The following is a 17293-nucleotide window of genomic DNA, read 5'->3' on the forward strand; positions in this document are numbered from 1 at the left end:
ACTTTGCCCGCGAAACGCGTCGCGCGCACTCGCCGAGCGCGCCAATCTGAATGCCGAACGCGCCAACCTGACGCGAAAGCGTGGCGCCTTCGGCTATTGCCCTGGCATGATCGGCGAGCTAGACTAGACTCATGAATACTGCAAACAAGCCTTCCCGCGCCCCCGCGCTCGACTACTCGGTCTGGCCCGGCTGGCGGGTCCTGATGCAGGATGCCGGGCTGGCGACGGCGCCGATCCTGCGCCGCGCCCGGTTGCCCGGCGACCTGTTCGCGCGCCAGAACGTGCGCCTGGACCCGGACAGTTTCTTCAACCTGTGGAACGCCATCGACGCCGAGGCCGTGTCGCTCGACGCGGACTTGCCGGCGCCGCTCAGAATCGCCCGGGTGATGTCGTCCGACTGGTTCGACCCGGAACTGTTCGCCGCCTTGTGCAGCGCCAACCTGTCCGACGCGCTGGAACGCATCGCCAAGTATGTCCGCTTGATCGCGCCCATGTCGATCAAGGTCGAACGCGGGCCCGTCCAGACCACCGTCAGCATCGCCTTCCTCGGGGACGGCAAACCACCGCCTGCCGTATTTCTGGCCTTTAAGATGGTCTTCTTCCTGCAACTGGGGCGGCTGGCCACCCGCAGCGCCATCCAACCGCTGCGGGTCGGATGGCCGGCGGCGCCGGGGCCGGGACTCGAAGCGTCAACCTACGCGGGCTTCTTCGGCGTGCCGGTGGTCGCCGCGCCGTCGGCCATCCTGGTGTTGTCCACCGCCGACGCCGAGCGTCCCTTCCTGACCGAGAACCACAAGATGTGGCTGTTCTTCGAGCCGTCGCTGCGCCAGCGGCTCGCCGATCTGGACCGGACGGCCGGCATGGCGGACCGGGTGCGCGGCACCTTGCTTGAAACCTTGCCGGCCGGCGAGGCGTCGATGCAGGCGGTGTGCCGCCGGCTCGGGGTCAGCACCCGCACGCTGCAGCGCCGTTTGCAGGACGAGGGCACCACCTTCCAGCAGACGCTCGACACGCTGCGCGACTCGCTGGCCCATCACTATCTGCGCAACACAGCACTGTCGGGGGCGGAAATCTCCTTCCTTCTGGGCTTCGAGGACGCCAACTCCTTCGCCCGCGCGTTCCACGTCTGGACCGGCAAAACGCCGCAGGCGGTGCGGCTCGAATCGGGCGCTTAGCTCGGCCCGTCTTCACCCGTTTCATCCTGGCGCGTTCGGCCGTGAGGTTGGCGCGTTGGGCGAGTGCTAAATGGCCGTGCGGTGGGCAGACTAGCGAGGAACCAGCAAGTTCACGCTTACCCCCCACCAACCCCATTTAGAACGGGAGCACTCGCATGTACAAGTCCAAGATCGTCGTCCCTTCCACGCCAGCAAACACTACCGCCCAGGTAACGCGCCGCACGGCACTCGTCGCGGGCGTGGCGGCTCTGTCCGCGCTGTCCTTGCCCATGCCCGCGCTGGCGCACGGCGGCGGCGCGAACGCGACCCCCACGCTCTTTGTCGAGGTCGGCGGGCGCAAGCTGGCCTACCGCTCGGTGGGGAAGGGCAAGCCCATCGTTCTTGCCCATCGCTTCCGCGGCGTGCTGGATCTGTGGGACCCCGCTTTCATCGACGCGCTGGCGGCCCAGGGTTTCCGCGTTATCACCTTCGACCATTCGGGCATGGGGCTGTCGACCGGCCAACGGTCTTACGATCCCTCCGCGCTGGTGAAGGATACCAAGGAGCTGATCGACGCGCTGGGATTGAAAGACGTGGTGATCGGCGGCTGGTCCTTCGGCGGCATCGTCGCCCAGATCTATGTGGCCATCTTCGGGGCCAGCGTCAGCCACGCGGTGCTGATCTCGACCACGCCTCCAGGCAAGCTGGTCAAGCCGGGCGAGCAACTTTTCTACGACCTCGCGGCACAGGGGCCCGCCACGCTGGAGCAATATACGGACATGTTCTTCGAGCCGAAGGACGCCGCCAGCCGCGCCGCTTCCCAGCGTTCGTTCGAGCGCATCTTCGCGCGCAAGAGCGGCCGCAGCCCGGACGTGCCGGTGGAATGGGCGCTGACGCAGGTGCCCCATTCGCCGCCGAACCCGATGTTTCCCTCGGACGAGGTGTTGCAGGCGTTGAAGAACACCAACGTGCCTATCCTGCACCTGGGCGGCGACCACGACCTGTCGGTGCCGGTCGAGAACTGGTACGCGCTCAACGGCCAACTGCCTACGCTGAACCTGATCACCTTCCCGCGCGCCGGCCATGCGGCTCACCACCAGCATCCGGAGATGGCCGCCGCCCATATCGCCGCGTTCGTCAAGGGCACGCGCAAGGCCTGAGCGGTCGGCCCCGCCATTCCCCGTGCTTCCCCCGCTTACCTACAGGATCAACTTTGAAACTCCAGACCGCTAGAATATTAAGGATGGCGCCGGCGCGCGCCTTGTCGCTGTTGCTGTCGGCGCTGCCCGTCGCCGCGCAGGCGCAGGACGCGCACGCCACGTTCGAATTCGCCAAGGCGCCCGGGCGCCTGCCCAAGAACGTGGTGCCGCGCGAGTACACCGTCTCGATCACGCCCGACACCGCCAGGCTCAGCATCGCCGGCACCGAAAGCATCGTGCTCGACTTCACCAGCGCCGAGGCCACCATCCAGTTCAACTCGCTGAACCAGAAGCTGCGCGACGTCCGCTTCGACGGCAGGCCGGTGCGCTCGGTGACGTCGGACGACAAGGCGCAATTGACCACCGTGACGCTGGCCGCGCCGGCCGCCCCGGGCCGCCACACGCTCAGCTTCGCCTACACGGGCAAGATTGATCAGGAGCCGCACGGCCTGTTCCGGCAGCAGTACGTGACACCGTCCGGAGACAAGGGCGCCTTGCTGAGCACGCATTTCGAACCGGTCGGCGCGCGCCGCATGTTCCCTTGTTGGGACGAGCCGGCCTTCCGTGCCGTGTTCAAGCTGAACGTGACGGTGCCGGCGGCATGGGCAGTCTACTCGAACATGCCCTCGACCGGCCGCCGCGCCAAGGGCGCGCTGGCCACCACCAGCTTCGCGCCGACGCCGCCGATGCCGTCCTACCTGGTCGAGTTCACCGGCGGCAAGCTGGCGCACATCGCGGCCGAGCGCGACGGCGTCAAGTTCCGCGTGGTCGCGGTCGAGGGCCAGCAAGAGGGCGGGCGGCAGGCGCTGGCAAACGCCCAGGACATCCTGGCCGACTACACCGATTACTTCGGCGTGCGTTATCCGCTGCCCAAGCTCGATTCGATCGCCATTCCCGGCGGCTTCCAGGGCGCGATGGAGAACTGGGGCGCGATCACCTATAACGACCAAGTTTTGTTGCTGACCCCGTCGAGCACCATGGGTGACCGGCAGACCGCCTACAGCATCCAGGCGCACGAGATCGCCCACCAGTGGTTCGGCAATCTGGTGACGATGGGCTGGTGGGACGAGTTGTGGCTCAACGAGAGTTTCGCCTCGTGGATGGGCGCCCGGCAGACCGACCGGCGCCACCCCGACTGGCGATGGTGGGAACAGCAGGACGAGGCCAAGGAAACCGCCATGGACGCCGACGCCACCGCCAACGCCCACCCGCTGTTGCAACACGTGACCAACGAGCTGGAGGCCAATGCCGCCCTCGACCGGGCGATCACCTACCTCAAGGGACAGTCGGTGTTGCGCATGCTCGAGGCCCACCTGGGCGAAGACGTGTTCCGCGACGGCATGCGCCGCTACATGGCGGCCCACGCCTACGGCAACACCTTCAGCGGCGACCTGTGGCGCGCGCTCGATGCCGCCAGCGGCGCCAAGGTCGGCGACATGGCCGCGTTGTGGACGTCGCAGCCGGGCTTTCCGCTGGTGTCGGTGGCGGCCAGTTGCGACGCCAGCGGCGCCCGCACCATCGAACTGTCGCAAACGCGTTTCCTGTTGCAGGGGCTGGGCGGCGGCGCCGGCCGCTGGCAGGTGCCGTTGCAGGTGCGCAGCGGCCTGGGCGCGGCGCGCCCGGTGCTGTTCGACGGCGCCGGCCGTACTGTGGCCGCCGGCCGCTGCGACGAGCCGTTGAGCGTCAACGCCGGCGCCATCGGCTACTTCCGCGCCGCCTACGACGACGCCACGCTGGCGCTCAACACCCGCCACTTCGGCGCCTTGCCGTCGGCCGACCGCATCGCCTTGCTGGACGACCAGTGGGCGCTGGCGCGCGCAGGCGCCCAGCCGCTGGGCAGCTACCTGGCGCTGGCGGCGGCGATGGGCGACAGCACCAACCTGCGCGCCTGGGATCAGATCACCGACGCGCTGGACTCTATCGAGACCGCCGAGCGTGGCCATCCGGGACACGCCCGCTTCGTTGCCCACGCGCGTGCCATCATCAAGCCGCAGGCCGACCGCATGGGCTGGACCGCGCCCCCGGACGAGACGCCGGGGGAGCGCAAGCTGCGGCGCATCCTGCTGGGCGACCTGGGACGCTGGGGCGACCCGCAGGTGATCGGCGAGGCGCGCCGGCGCTTCGCCGCGTTCGTCGCCGACCGGGGTGCGCTCGGCGACGACGACCAGGCCATGGTGCTCGGCATCGTCGCGCGCAACGCCACGGCGGCCGAGTTCGACCAGCTGCACGCGATCGCCAAGGCACATAGGGACGAGACCGAGCTGGCGCGCTACTACACCGCGCTGATGCAGGTGCGCGACCCGGCGCTCGGCGCCCGGGCCGCCGCCATCGTGATGTCGGACGAGATCCCGGCGCAGGCCGAGCGGCTGCGGCTGGAACTGCTCGGGTACTTGAGCGCCGCGCAGCCGCAACTGGCCTGGACCGTCTTCAGCGACAACGTTGCAAAAGTGCTGGCGCCGTTCCAACCGTCGGGCCCGGAAATTATGGCCCAATTCTGCCCCGAGCTCTTCTGGCGGACGGTCCCGCTGGACCAGCTGGAGGCGTGGGTCGCGGCCCGCGTGCCGGCCGAGTTGGCGCCGCGGCTGGCGCGCTCGATGGAGATGGCGCGCTTCCAACTGCGGGAGACGACGGCGTTGGCGCGCCAGGCCGACGCCTACCTCGACGACTTGGCGGCGCCGGCGCGCTAGCCCGAACGTTTCATGAGTTGCCGCACGTTCTGCGACGTGCGGAATTTTCGACCGTAAGTAAACCTATGCCGGTTCCTCATGCAGTCTTGCCGTAGCGCTGACGAGGTCCGCGTCTTGGCTGGCGTCCGGCGGGCACTGTAGGGAAATCCTTCAAAACATTCGGGATGTGCTGATTGGGACAGGCCGCTTTGTTGCTATAGACTCAGGTGCGATTGTTTCCCCGTCTACCTAAAGGATTAACCTTGAAATTTCAGCACGCTAAAATATTACGGATGGCGCCGGCGCGCGCCTTGTCGCTGGCGCTGCTGTCGGCGCTGGCCCCCGCCTTGCAGGCGCAGGCGCAGGACGCGCACGCCACGTTCGAATTCGCCAAGGCGCCCGGGCGCCTGCCCAAGAACGTGGTGCCGCGCGAGTACACCATCTCGATCACGCCCGACGCCGCCAGGCTCACCATCGCCGGCACCGAAAGCATCGTGCTCGACTTCACCAGCGCCGACGCCACCATCCAGTTCAACTCGCTGAACCAAAAGTTGACCAACGTCCGCTTCGATGGCAAGCCGGTGCGCTCCGTGACGTCGGACGACAAGGCGCAATTGACCACCGTCACCTTGGCCGCGCCGGCCGCCCCGGGTCGCCACACGCTCAGTTTCGCCTACACCGGCAAGATCGAGCGGGAGCCGCACGGCCTGTTCCTGCAAAACTATGTGACGCCGTCCGGCGAGCGCGACGCGCTGCTGAGCACCCAACTGGAGGCCACCGACGCGCGCCGCGTGTTCCCCTGCTGGGACGAACCGGCCTTCCGCGCCGTGTTCAAGCTGAGCGTGACGGTGCCCGCCAAATGGGCCGTCTACTCGAACATGCCGGCGGCGGGCCGCCGCGTCAAGGGCGCGCTGGCCACCACCAGCTTCGCGCCGACGCCGCCGATGTCGTCCTACCTGCTCGAATTCACCGGCGGCAAGCTGGCCCATGTCGCGGCCGAGCAAGACGGCATCCAGTTCCGCGTGGTCGCGGTCAAGGGCCAGGAGCAGGGCGGCCGGCGCGCGCTGGCCGAGACCCAGCAGATCGTGGCCGATTACACCGACTACTTCGGTGTGCGCTATCCGTTGCCCAAGCTCGATTCGATCGCCATCCCCGGCGGCTTCCTGGGCGCGATGGAGAACTGGGGCGCGATCACCTACAACGACCAGTTGCTGCTGCAGACGCCGTCGAGCACGATGGGCGGCTGGCAGACCTCCTACAGCATCCAGGCGCACGAGATCGCCCACCAGTGGTTCGGCAATCTGGTGACGATGGGCTGGTGGGACGAACTGTGGCTCAACGAGAGTTTCGCCTCATGGATGGGGAGCCGGCAGACCGACCGGCGCCATCCCGAGTGGCACTGGTGGGAGCGGCAGGACGACGCCAAGGAGGCCGCGATGGACGCCGACGCCACCGCCAACGCCCACCCGCTGCTGCAACACGTGACCAACGAGCTGGAGGCCACCGGCGCATCCGATCCGGAGATCACCTACCTCAAAGGGCAGTCCGTGTTGCGCATGCTCGAGGCCCACATGGGCGAGGACGTGTTCCGCGACGGCATGCGCCGCTACATGGCGGCCCACGCCTACGGCAACACCTTCAGCGGCGACCTGTGGCGCGCGCTCGATGCCGCCAGCGGCGCCAAGGTCGGCGACATGGCCGCGTTGTGGACGTCGCAGCCGGGCTTTCCGCTGGTGTCGGTGGCGGCCAGTTGCGACGCCAGCGGCGCCCGCACCATCGCGCTGTCGCAAACGCGTTTCCTGTTGCAGGGACTCGGTGGCGGCCAGGGCCGCTGGCAGGTGCCGCTGCAGGTGCGCAGCGGCCTGGGCGCCGCGCGCCCGGTGCTGTTCGACGGCGCCGGCCAGACCGTGGCCGCCGGCCGCTGCGACGAGCCGCTGAGCGTCAACGCCGGCGCCGTCGGCTACTTCCGCGCCGCCTACGACGACGCCACGCTGGCGCTCAACACGCGCCACTTCGGCGCCTTGCCGGCGGCCGACCGCATCGCCCTGCTGGACGACCAGTGGGCGCTGGCGCGCGCAGGCGCCCAGCCGCTGGGCAGCTACCTGGCGCTGGCGGCGGCGATGGGCGACAGCACCAACCTGCGCGCCTGGGAGCAGATCACCGGGGCGCTGGAAACGATCGAGCAGGCCGAGCGGGGCCAGCCCGGCCATGCCCGCTTCGTCGCCCACGCCCGCGCCGTCATCACGCCGCTCGCCGAGCGCATGGGCTGGAACGCCGGTCCGGACGAAACGCCGGGCGAGCAAAGCCTGCGGCGCATGCTGCTCGGCGACCTGGGACGCTGGGGCGACCCGAAGGTGATCGCCGAAGCGCGCCGGCGCTTCGCCGCGTTCGTCGCCGACCGCAAGGCGCTGGGTGGCGACGACCAGGCCATGGTGCTCGGCATCGTCGCGCGCAACGCCACGGCGGCCGAGTTCGACCAACTGCACGCGATCGCCAGGGGCCACCGGGACGAAACCGAGTTGATGCGCTACTACCGCGCGCTGATGCAGGTGGGCGACCCGGCGCTGGCCGCCAAGGCCGGCGCCATCGTGATGTCGGACGAGATACCGGCGCAGGCCGAGCGCGGCCGGATGCAACTGATCGGCCACTTGCGAGCGGCCCATCCGCAACTAGCCTGGACCATCTTCAGCGGGAACGTCGACAAACTGATCGCGCCGTACCAGCCCATGGGCGCGGTGATGATGGCCCAATACTGCCCCGGCATGTTCGGGCGGACGGTGCCGCTGGACCAGCTGGAGGCGTGGCTGAAGGCGCGCGTGCCGGCGGAGCTGGCGCCGCAGCTGGCGCGGGCGATGGAAACCGCGCGCTTCGAGTTGAAGGAGACGGCGACGTTGGCGCGCCAGGCCGACGCCTACCTCGACGCCGGCGCGGCGGCGCGCTAGGGCGCCGCCGCCTTCGTTACATGGCGTCGGCGGCCAGCGCCTCGCCCGCGCCCAGCCCGGTGCCGCTGGTCCAGGCGGCGCCGCCGACGTCGAAGTCGCTGCGGCAGGTCGCGCCGGGCGCGTAGAAGGCCGGGTCGTAGCCCCAGCCGGGGACGGCCGCCTCGCTTTGCCGATCGAAGGTCTGGCTGGTGGTGTCGTAGGTGTTGTAGCCGTGGTGAACCCACCAGACATCGTTGCCGTTTGGCCGGTCGGCGCTGGCGCCGGGCCCGGTGCGGCCGTAGCCGGCGATCAGGTAATTCTTGCCGACGTCGTTGGTCGTGCTCAGGTTGTAGCCCTTGACGGGGCCGACGGCGCGGTCCAAGTTGAGGATGGCGATGTCGGCGCCGCGGCCGGTGTCGTTGACGCCGGCCCACAGCGGATGGACGTGGGCGTCGGACGCGGCCACCGCGCGCACTTCGCCGGCCGAATATAAACATTGCATTATGGAATATTTTCCAATGTTACGCGTTGGCCGGGGCAATCGTGCGCGCGGCCGGCACGGGGGCGGCCGCGGTCTTGAACGCGGCCACCATGCGCGTCAGGCCGTCGGACTGCTCGCGCAGCGAATCGGTGGCGGCGGCGGCCTGCTCGACCAGCGCGGCGTTCTGGTGGGTGACGTTGTCGAGCTCGCCGATGGCCTGGTTGATCTGCTCGAGGCCGATGCTTTGCTCGGCGCTCGCGTGCGTGAGCTCGGCGATGATGCGGCCCACGTCGTCGATGCGCTGGACCACCTGCGCCATCGTCGCGCCGGCCTGGCCGACCAGCAGGTTGCCCTTGTCGACCTCGGTCACCGAGTCGCCGATCAGCGCCTTGATTTCCTTGGCGGCGTTGGCCGAGCGTTGCGCCAGCGCCCGCACCTCGGCGGCGACGACGGCGAAGCCCTTGCCCTGTTCGCCGGCGCGCGCGGCCTCCACGGCGGCGTTGAGCGCCAGGATGTTGGTCTGGAAGGCGATGGCGTCGATGACGCCGATGATCTCGACGATGCGGCGCGAGGCGGTGTTGATGGCGCCCATGGTGTCGACCACGCGGGCGACGGCGGCGCCGCCGCTGACGGCCGTCTCGGTGGCCGTGAGCGCCATGGCGTGGGCGCGGCGGGCGTTGTCGGCGCTCTGGCCGACGGCGCTGGTGATCTGCTCGAGCGCTGCGGCGGTCTGCTGCAGCGCGCTGGCCTGGCGCTCGGTGCGGCTCGACAGGTCCAGGTTGCCGGTGGCGATCTCGCGCGCGGCCATGGCGATGCTGTCGGCGCCGCCGCGCACGCGCAGCACGATGTTGTTGAGGCCGCCGTTCATGTCGCGCAGCGCCCGCAGCAGCTGCGCCGTCTCGTCGGCGCCGGGCGCGGAGATGTCGGCGCTCAGGTCGCCGCCGGCGACGGTGCGCGCCAGCGCCACCGCCCGCGCGATCGGCGCCGTGATCGAGCCGCTGATGCGCCAGGCCACCAGCGCGCCGAGCCCGAGCGCGGCGGCCGAGAACACCAGCATCAGGCGCAGCGAGTCGCGGTAGGCCGCCTCGGCGAGCTGTTCGTCGTCGGCGGTCTTGGCCGTTTGCAGGGCGATGAAATCCTCGATCCGCGTTTGCCACGCGGTGTTGGCCGGCCCGGCCTGCGTGAGCAGGAAGGCGGTCGCGCGCGCGCGGTCGGTGTGGCCGATGGCCTCGAAGCGGTCGTTGAGCGGGCGCGTGGCCGCCTGCGCCGCTTTGATGGCCGCCATCAGCGCCTGGCCGGCCGGGTCCAGCGGCATGCGCTCGAGCTCGGCGCTGGCGAGGTCGTAGGCGCGCCGCGCCGCCTCGATCTTGCGGTGCTCGGCGGCCGCCGCCGCCGGGTCGTCGAGCAGGGCGATGGTGCGGATCACGCGCGCCACGATATGGGTCTGGTGCTCCATGCTCTCGAGCAGCATGATCTTGCGGGTGTTGACGTCGGCGATGTGGTGCAGCGCGTCGTTGGCGCGCGTGAGGCCGCGCACGCCGCACAGCGCCACGCCGGCCAGCAGCGCGAGCAGCAGCGCGTGGCTGGCGCCGAGGCGGATACCGATGTTGAAATTGGCGATCTTCATGAAGACTCCATGATGGAAGTGAGGTGGACCGGCGCCGCGCGGGTGGCACCGGCGGCAAGATTAGCCGAGGTGATGTATTTCTTCAAAGCAAAAAATAGGGCCTTTTTCCACGGTGTTGTATTCGCCCCCGGCGGCGCCGGCACGGCCCGGTTTATTTTCGGCGCCGCCACGGCGGGCGGCGGCGCGCCGGCGCAGGCGCGCCCGGCCATGGTAGGGATTTCCCTACCAGGCCCGCGCCGCCGCCCTACGGCACAATCAAGAATGCCCGATGGCGCGGCCCCGCCCGTGCGGGCATGCTGTGGCATACGAACGCCGAAGCCGATTAGGAGAACACGATGTCCCACACCGCCATGCCCGCCGCGCCGGGCCCGGCCCGCACCCGCCGGCGAGGATTGTTGTAACAATGGAACAAGAAAACGAAACCGGCGTGTTGTCTGGTAGCATGATCGCTCCGAATGTTGCGATTTGCCCTGGAGAGCCGTTCCCCATCATGATACGAATTCTGATCGCCGACGACCACGCGATCGTGCGCGGCGGCCTGCTGCAATTGTTCGCGCTGGCGGGCGACGTGACGGTGGTGGCGCAGGCCACCAACGGCGGGCAGGTGATCGAAAGCCTGCGCGGCGAGCCGTGCGACCTGGTGCTGCTGGACATGTCGATGCCGGGCATCAGCGGCATCGAGTTGATCGGACGCATCCGCGCCCACGCGCCGACCTTGCCGATCCTCGTGCTGAGCATGCACAACGAGGCGCTGGTGGTACGGCGCGCGCTCAAGGCCGGCGCCAACGGCTACATGACCAAGGACGGCGACCCGGAGACCTTGCTGCTGGCCGTGCGCAAGGTCGCCGGCGGCGGGCGCTACATCGATCCCGGCCTGGCCGAACAGATGGTGTTCGAGGGCGAGGGCGGGCAAGCCGAGCGGCCCCACGAGCAATTGTCCAACCGCGAGCTGAGCATCTTCCGCCTGTTCGTCGGCGGCAAGAGCGTCAACCAGATCGCCGAGGAGCTCGCCATCAGCAACAAGACGGTGAGCACCCACAAGGCGCGCCTGATGCAGAAGATGGGTTTCCAGAGCAACGCCGACATGCTGCGCTACGGCATCGACCACGCGCTGGGCCAGTAGCCCGGGGCCCCGCCGCGCGCCGGAGAACGCCATGAGCATGCCACCCGACCTGCGCGACCGCACCATCCTGATCGTCGACGACACGCCGGCCAACCTGACGCTGGCCGTGGCCATGCTGCAGCAGCACGGCCTGCGCCTGGCCGTGGCCCACAGCGGCGACGAGGCGCTGCGCCGGGTCGCCTTCGCCCCGCCCGACCTGATCCTGCTCGACGTGATGTTGCCCGGCATCGACGGCTTCGAGGTGTGCCGCGCCCTCAAGGCCGGGCCCGCCGCCGGCGCGGCCGTGCCGGTGATCTTCATGACCGCGCTCACCGGCACGGCCGAGAAGGTGGCCGGCTTCGCCGCCGGCGCCGTCGACTACGTGACCAAGCCGCTGCGCGCCGAGGAGGTGCTGGCGCGCGTGACGACCCACCTGCGGCTGGCCGCGATGCAGGCGCAGCTGGTCAAGCAGAACGCCCTGCTCGAGGACGAGAACCGCGAGCGCCGCGCCGCCGAACGCGTGCTGCAGCAATACCGCGACAGCCTGGAGCTGCAGGTGGCCGAGCGCACCGCCGAGCTGCGCGAGCTCAGCGCCCACCGCGAGAGCGTGCGCGAATGCGAGCGCAAGCACATCGCCCGCGAGCTGCACGACGAACTGGGGCAGTCGCTCACGGCGCTGCGCATGCAGGCGGCGCTGCTGCGGGTGCGCTTCGGCGCCGAGATCCCCGGCCTCAACGAGCAGGTGCGCGCCATGACCGAGCTGGTCGACCGCACCATCGGCGTGGTGCGCAACGTCGCCACCAGCCTGCGCCCGACCGTGCTCGACATGGGCATCGCCTCGGCGCTCGAGTGGCTGGTCGACGAGTTCCGCCGCCACAGCGGCCTCGATTGCAGCCTGACGCTGGCGCTGGGCGATGCCCAGCTGAGCGAGCCGCAGGCCGTCGCCGTGTTCCGCATCGTGCAGGAGTCGCTCACCAACGTCGCCCGCCACGCCGACGCCAGCGAGACGGCCGTGTCATTGCGCCGCGACGGCGACGTGTGCGAGCTCGAGGTCGAGGACGACGGCCGCGGCTTCGACCCGGCGCGCACGCGGGCCCATTCGTTCGGCCTGCTCGGCGTGCGCGAGCGCGTGCTCAGCCTGGGCGGCCAGCTGACCATCGCCAGCCAGCCCGGCGGGCGCACCCGCATCGTCGTGCGCCTGCCGCTGGACCGGGCATGACGGCGTGGCGCCGGCGGCTCGCGCCGCTGGCCCTGATGGCGGCGCTGATGGCGGCGCGGGCCGCGCCCGCGCCGCCAACCGCACCGGCGCCCTGGGAAGCGCTCACGTTGCCGATGTTGCAGGCCGTCGGCGCGCCGCAGGGGCTGGGCAACGTGGTCGTCACCGCCATCGCCCAGGACCGCGACGGTTTCCTCTGGGTCGGCACCGCCGGCGGACTGTCGCGCTGGGACGGCTACCGCTTCCGCAACTACACCCACGCGCCCGGCGACCCGCGCTCGCTGCCCGACAACATGGTGACGGCGCTGCACGCCGACGGCCAGGGGCGGCTGTGGGTGGGCACCGGCGCCGGCGGCCTGGCGCGCTACGCGCCGGCCGGCGACGACTTCGTCAACTACCCCAGCCCCGCCGGGCCGGCCGACGGCGACGTCACGGCGATGGCCGACGCGCCCGGCGGCGACCTCTGGCTCGCCACCGCGTCCGGCCTGGTCCATCTGCGCGGCGCCGGCGATCCGCGCCGCGCCAGCGCCGTGCGGGTGCGCCCCGACGGCGCCGCCCCGGTCGACGCCGCGTCCGACTTCATCGGCGCGCTGGCGCCCGGCCCGGACGGCACGCTGTGGGTCGGCACCGGCCACGGCTTGATGCGCCGCGACCGCGACGGCCGCTTCACCGACGTGCCGCTGCCGCCGGCGCGCGGCTACGCGGGCGGCACGCCGGTCCATGCGTTGTGGTTCGACCATGCCGGCCTGCTGTGGATCGGCACCGGCGGCGACGGCGTGTACGTGCTCGACCCGCGCGGCGGGCCGATGCGCCGCTTCGCCGCCGGCGCCGCCGCCGCCGACCTGATGAAGCGCATCGCCGTCAGCGCCATCGCCGAGCCGGTGCCGGGCGAGATCTGGGTCAGTTCGCTGTATGACGGGGTGGCCGTCATCGACAGCGCCAGCGGCCGCGTGCGCCCGTTGGCGTACACGCCGCACGCGCCGGGCGGGCTGTCCAACAGCGTCGTGTACACGCTGTTCGGCGACCGCGCCGGCGCCTTGTGGATCGGCACCGGCAACGGCTTGAACCAGCGCCCGCCCGGGCAGGCGGCCGGTTCGCTGGCGCCGCGCCAGGGCGAGCGGCCGGGCTTGTCCGGCGACGAGCCGGCGATGATGGCGCAGGCGCCCGACGGCACGCTGTGGTTCGCCCAGCTGCGCCAGGGCGCCGACGTGGTCGGCGCCGCGCGCGCGCGGGTGGACCACTGGCGGCAAATGCGCGCGCCGCTCAACGGCATCGTGCCGTCGGCCGCCATCACCGGGCTGGGCGCCGTCGAGCGCGGCAAGATGTGGCTGGCCACGCCGTCGGGCCTGTTCCGGGCCGGCCTCGACGGCGGCGCCAGCGCGCCGGTGTCGGCGCCGTGGCTCGACAAGCGCGTGGTGGTGCGCGTGCTCGCCGCCGTCGACGGCAGCGTGTGGCTCGGCACCACCAGCGAGGGGCTGATCCAGGCCCGCCTCGACGGCGCCGGCGTGCTGCGCCGCATGCGCCGCATCGAAGGGCTCAGCGGCACCGAGACGACCGTGCTGCTGGCCGGGCCGGCCGGCTCGCTGTGGGCCGGCAGCAGCAGCGGCCTGGACCGCGTCGACACGGCCAGCGGCGCCGTGCTCGAGAAGATCGGCGCCGACCGTGCCGATCCCGCGTCGCTGTCCCACCCCTACGTCGGCAGCCTGCTCACCGACCGCCGCGGCCGGCTGTGGGTCGGCGTCGGCAGCGGCGTCGACATCCTCGAGCGCGGCGCCGACGGCCGGCGCCGCTTCCGGCGGGTCGACCCGGCCCAAGGCTGGGCGACCCCCGGCGTGGGCCAGCTGCTCGAGGACCGGCAGGGACGGGTCTGGGCCAGCACCGACGCCGGCATCGCCGTCATCGACCCGGACAGCCTGGCCGTGGACATGCTGGGGCCGGCCGGCGGGGCGCTGTACGCGCCCTATTGGGCCGGTTCGGGCGTGGCCGCCGCCGGCGGCGAACTGCTGTTCGGCGGCACGGGCGGCGTCACCATCGTGCACCCGGAGCGCTACCGGCCGTGGCGCCTGGCGCCGCCGCTGGCCGTCACCGAGGTGCGCGTGGGCGGCAAGCCGGTGCCGCCGGGCCGCTACCACGGCGGCGCCGGCGCCGCGCTGGAGGTGCCGGCCGACGCCAACAGCTTCGCCGTCGGTTTCGCCGCGCTCGACTTCACCGCGCCCGAGCGCAACCGTTATTCCTACCGCCTCGACGGCTTCGACCGCGACTGGACCCACGCCGACGCCGCGCAGCGGCTGGCGTCCTACACCAACCTGCCGCCGGGCGACTACCGCCTGTTGATCCGGGGCACCAACCGCGCCGGCGTCTGGAGCGCGGGCGAGCTGGCGTTGGCGGTGCGGGTGCTGCCGTGGTGGTGGCAAACCTGGGGGTTCCGTGCGGCCGCCGCGCTGGCCGGGCTGGCCGCGCTGTACGGCGCCCACCGGCTGCGCATCTGGCGCCTGGCGGCCCAGCGCGGCGCGCTCGAGCGCGAAGTGGCCGCCCGCACCGCCGAGGTGCTGCGGCAAAAGGCGCTGGCCGACCAGCAGCGCGGCGAGGCCGAGCGCCAGCACCGCCAGGCGAGCGAGCGCAACGCCGAACTGGCGGCGGTCAACGCGGTGGCGCACACGCTGGCGGGCAAGCTCGAGCTCGACCAGATGATCGCGCTGGTGGGCGACCAGGTGCGCCGCCTGTTCCAGGCCGAGCGCGCCTGCATCACCTTGCTCGACGAGGACAGCGGCGCGCCCCTGGTGGCCTATACCCATGGCCAGGTCCATGCTCACGACCGGGCCGACGCCCTGGCCGACGCCGACGGCGCGGCGCTGGGGCGCGTGCTGGCCAGCGGGCAGGGCGAGCTGGCCGCCCACGGCGCGGTGTCGGGCCTGTACGTGCCCATCATCGCCAACGGCGTCGTGCGCGGCGCGGCGTCGGTGCGGCGCGCCGCCGGGCCGTACCACGCCAGCGACCAGCGCCTGCTCGATACCATCGCCGCCCACCTGGGCGCGGCGCTGCAGAACGCGCGCCTGTTCCAGCAGGCCGAGGCGGCCCGGGCCCGGGCCGAGGAGGCCACCCAGGCCAAGTCCATGTTCCTGGCCAACATGAGCCACGAGATCCGCACGCCGATGAACGCGGTGATCGGCCTGTCCTACCTGGCGCTGGGCACCGGCTCACCGTCGCGCCAGCGCGACTACCTGCAAAAGATCCACAACGCCGGCAACTCGCTGGTGGGCATCATCAGCGACATCCTCGATTTCTCCAAGATCGAGGCCGGCAAGCTCGACATCGAGAACGCCGACTTCGACCTCGACGACCTGCTGGCCCACGTGGCCGCCATCGCCGGCGGCACCGGCGGCGGCGCGCTCGAATGCAATTTCGACGTGCCGGCCGACGTGCCCAGGCGCTTGCGCGGCGATGCCCAGCGCCTCGGCCAGGTGCTCATCAACCTGCTCAACAACGCGCTCAAGTTCACCGCCCGCGGCGAGGTGGCGCTGGCGGTGCGCGCGCCCGAGCAACAGGACGGGCGCGTGCGGCTCGTGTTCAGCGTGCGCGACAGCGGCATCGGCATGTCGGCGCCCCAGCTCGGCCAGCTGTTCCAGGCCTTCACCCAGGTCGACGGCTCGTCGACGCGGCGCTTCGGCGGCACCGGCCTGGGCCTGAGCATCTGCAAGAACCTGGTCGACCTGATGGGTGGCACGATCGCCGTCGACAGCGCGCCCGGCGTCGGCAGCCGCTTCGTCGTCGAGCTGTGGCTCGGGCGCGCCAGCGACGCGCTGGCGGCGGCGCCGGGCCTGCCGGCGGCGCTGGCGGCGCTGCGGGTGCTGGTGGTCGACGACAACGCCACCGCGCGCGCCGCGCTGGTGGGCACGCTCGGCAGCCTGGGCATCGCCGCCGTCGCCGTCGACGGCCCGCCCGCGGCCGCCGTCGGCGCGCTGGCCGGCGCGGCGCGCTACGACCTGCTGCTGGTCGACGCCGGACTGGCCGGCGCGGCCGGATGGGGCGGCGCGGGCGATGCCGCCGCGCCGCTGGTGTCGGCGCTGGCCGCCGCCGCGCGCGACGGCGCCGCCCCCAAGCTGGCCTTGCTGACCGGCGCGGCCGGGGACGGGCCGGACGGGGCCGGCGGCGCCAACGCCTGCCTGGTCAAGCCGGTGACGCGGGCCGCGCTGGCCGACGCGCTGCTGCGCCTGTTCGCGCCCGGGCAGCGCCGCGGCGCGCCGGGCCAGCGGCGGCCGCCCCCCCGGTTCGACGGCGCGCGCGTGCTGCTGGTCGAGGACAACGAAATCAACCAGGAGATCGCCGTCGGCCTGCTGGAGGCTTGCGGGGTCGCCGTCGACCTGGCCAACAACGGCCGCGAGGCGCTCGAGCGGCTGCGCGCGGTGGACGCGGCGCGCCACTACCAGCTGGTCTTCATGGACTTGCACATGCCCGAGCTCGACGGCCACGCCGCCACCGTGCGGCTGCGCCGCGACACCCGCTTCGACGCGCTGCCGATCATCGCCATGACCGCCAACGCCATGCCGGCCGAGCGCCAGCGCTGCCGCGACGAGGGCTTCGACGACCATCTGAGCAAGCCCTTGATACCGGCCGAGCTGTACCGCATGCTGGGCGCGCATCTGGACACGCCCGCGCGCGGCGCCTGGCGCGCGCCGCTGCCCGAGGGCGGCGTGCCGGGCCTGGACCTGGCGCTGGCCCGCCAGGGCGTCGACGGCGACGAGGCGCTGCTGCTCAAGGTGCTGCGCATGTTCGCCCGCGACGAGCGCGACAGCGCCGGGCGCATCCGCGCCGCGCTCGGGCGCGGCGACCACGCCGGCGCCGAGCGCCACGCGCACTCGCTGCGCGGGCTGGCCGAGGGCATCGGCGCGCTCGCGCTGGCGCGCCTGGCCGGCGACCTGGAACGGGC

10 protein-coding genes are annotated in these 17293 nt (G+C 71.7%); 7 read left to right on the plus strand and 3 right to left on the minus strand.

The window, feature by feature from the left end; all coding sequences use genetic code 11:
* Positions 1–131 precede the first annotated feature (131 nt).
* The 4 genes from AC07P1_RS11520 to AC07P1_RS11535 all read left to right on the plus strand — a co-directional run bounded on the left by AC07P1_RS11520 (position 132) and on the right by AC07P1_RS11535 (position 7961).
* Complete coding sequence (locus AC07P1_RS11520) at positions 132–1175, plus strand: AraC family transcriptional regulator (RefSeq protein WP_494695935.1); 1044 nt, start codon at positions 132–134, stop codon at positions 1173–1175.
* Positions 1176–1330: 155 nt separating this feature from the next.
* Positions 1331–2314 (plus strand): alpha/beta fold hydrolase, encoded by a 984-nt coding sequence (locus tag AC07P1_RS11525; RefSeq protein ID WP_494695936.1) that lies wholly within the window; start codon positions 1331–1333, stop codon positions 2312–2314.
* A gap of 53 nt (positions 2315–2367) precedes the next feature.
* Positions 2368–5040, plus strand: coding sequence for a M1 family metallopeptidase (locus AC07P1_RS11530; protein ID WP_494695937.1), 2673 nt, complete (start codon positions 2368–2370; stop codon positions 5038–5040).
* A 242-nt stretch (positions 5041–5282) separates the two neighbouring features.
* On the plus strand, positions 5283–7961 hold the full coding sequence (locus tag AC07P1_RS11535) for a M1 family metallopeptidase (RefSeq protein WP_494695938.1): 2679 nt from the start codon (positions 5283–5285) through the stop codon (positions 7959–7961).
* 16 nt (positions 7962–7977) lie between these two features.
* On the opposite strand, the gene AC07P1_RS11540 is transcribed toward AC07P1_RS11535, so the two are convergent.
* Genes AC07P1_RS11540 through AC07P1_RS11550 form a run of 3 tightly spaced genes read right to left on the minus strand, consistent with a single transcriptional unit; the run spans position 7978 to position 10257 of the window.
* A complete protein-coding gene (locus tag AC07P1_RS11540) occupies positions 7978–8442 on the minus strand; it encodes a hypothetical protein (RefSeq protein ID WP_494695939.1) in 465 nt (154 codons plus the stop codon).
* Between the two features lie 19 nt (positions 8443–8461).
* Positions 8462–10048 (minus strand): methyl-accepting chemotaxis protein, encoded by a 1587-nt coding sequence (locus tag AC07P1_RS11545; protein WP_494695940.1) that lies wholly within the window; start codon positions 10046–10048, stop codon positions 8462–8464.
* Positions 10045–10257 carry a hypothetical protein gene (locus AC07P1_RS11550; protein ID WP_494695941.1) on the minus strand — a complete coding sequence of 71 codons (213 nt, stop codon included), beginning with the start codon at positions 10255–10257 and terminating at the stop codon, positions 10045–10047. Before AC07P1_RS11550 ends, AC07P1_RS11545 begins: the two co-directional genes overlap by 4 nt.
* A 281-nt stretch (positions 10258–10538) precedes the next feature.
* Between AC07P1_RS11550 and AC07P1_RS11555 the strand changes: the two genes are divergently transcribed.
* The 3 genes from AC07P1_RS11555 to AC07P1_RS11565 form a co-directional block, all read left to right on the plus strand.
* Positions 10539–11171, plus strand: a complete 633-nt coding sequence (locus tag AC07P1_RS11555; protein ID WP_494695942.1) for a response regulator transcription factor — start codon at positions 10539–10541, stop codon at positions 11169–11171.
* 31 nt (positions 11172–11202) lie between these two features.
* A complete protein-coding gene (locus AC07P1_RS11560; RefSeq protein ID WP_494695943.1) occupies positions 11203–12369 on the plus strand; it encodes an ATP-binding response regulator in 1167 nt (388 codons plus the stop codon).
* The coding region (locus tag AC07P1_RS11565) for a two-component regulator propeller domain-containing protein (protein WP_494695944.1) at positions 12366–17293 on the plus strand (4928 nt) is incomplete at its 3' end. The genes AC07P1_RS11560 and AC07P1_RS11565, both read left to right, overlap by 4 nt.

It is taken from the genome of Duganella sp. GW821-FHT07F09 (genome assembly GCF_059418705.1).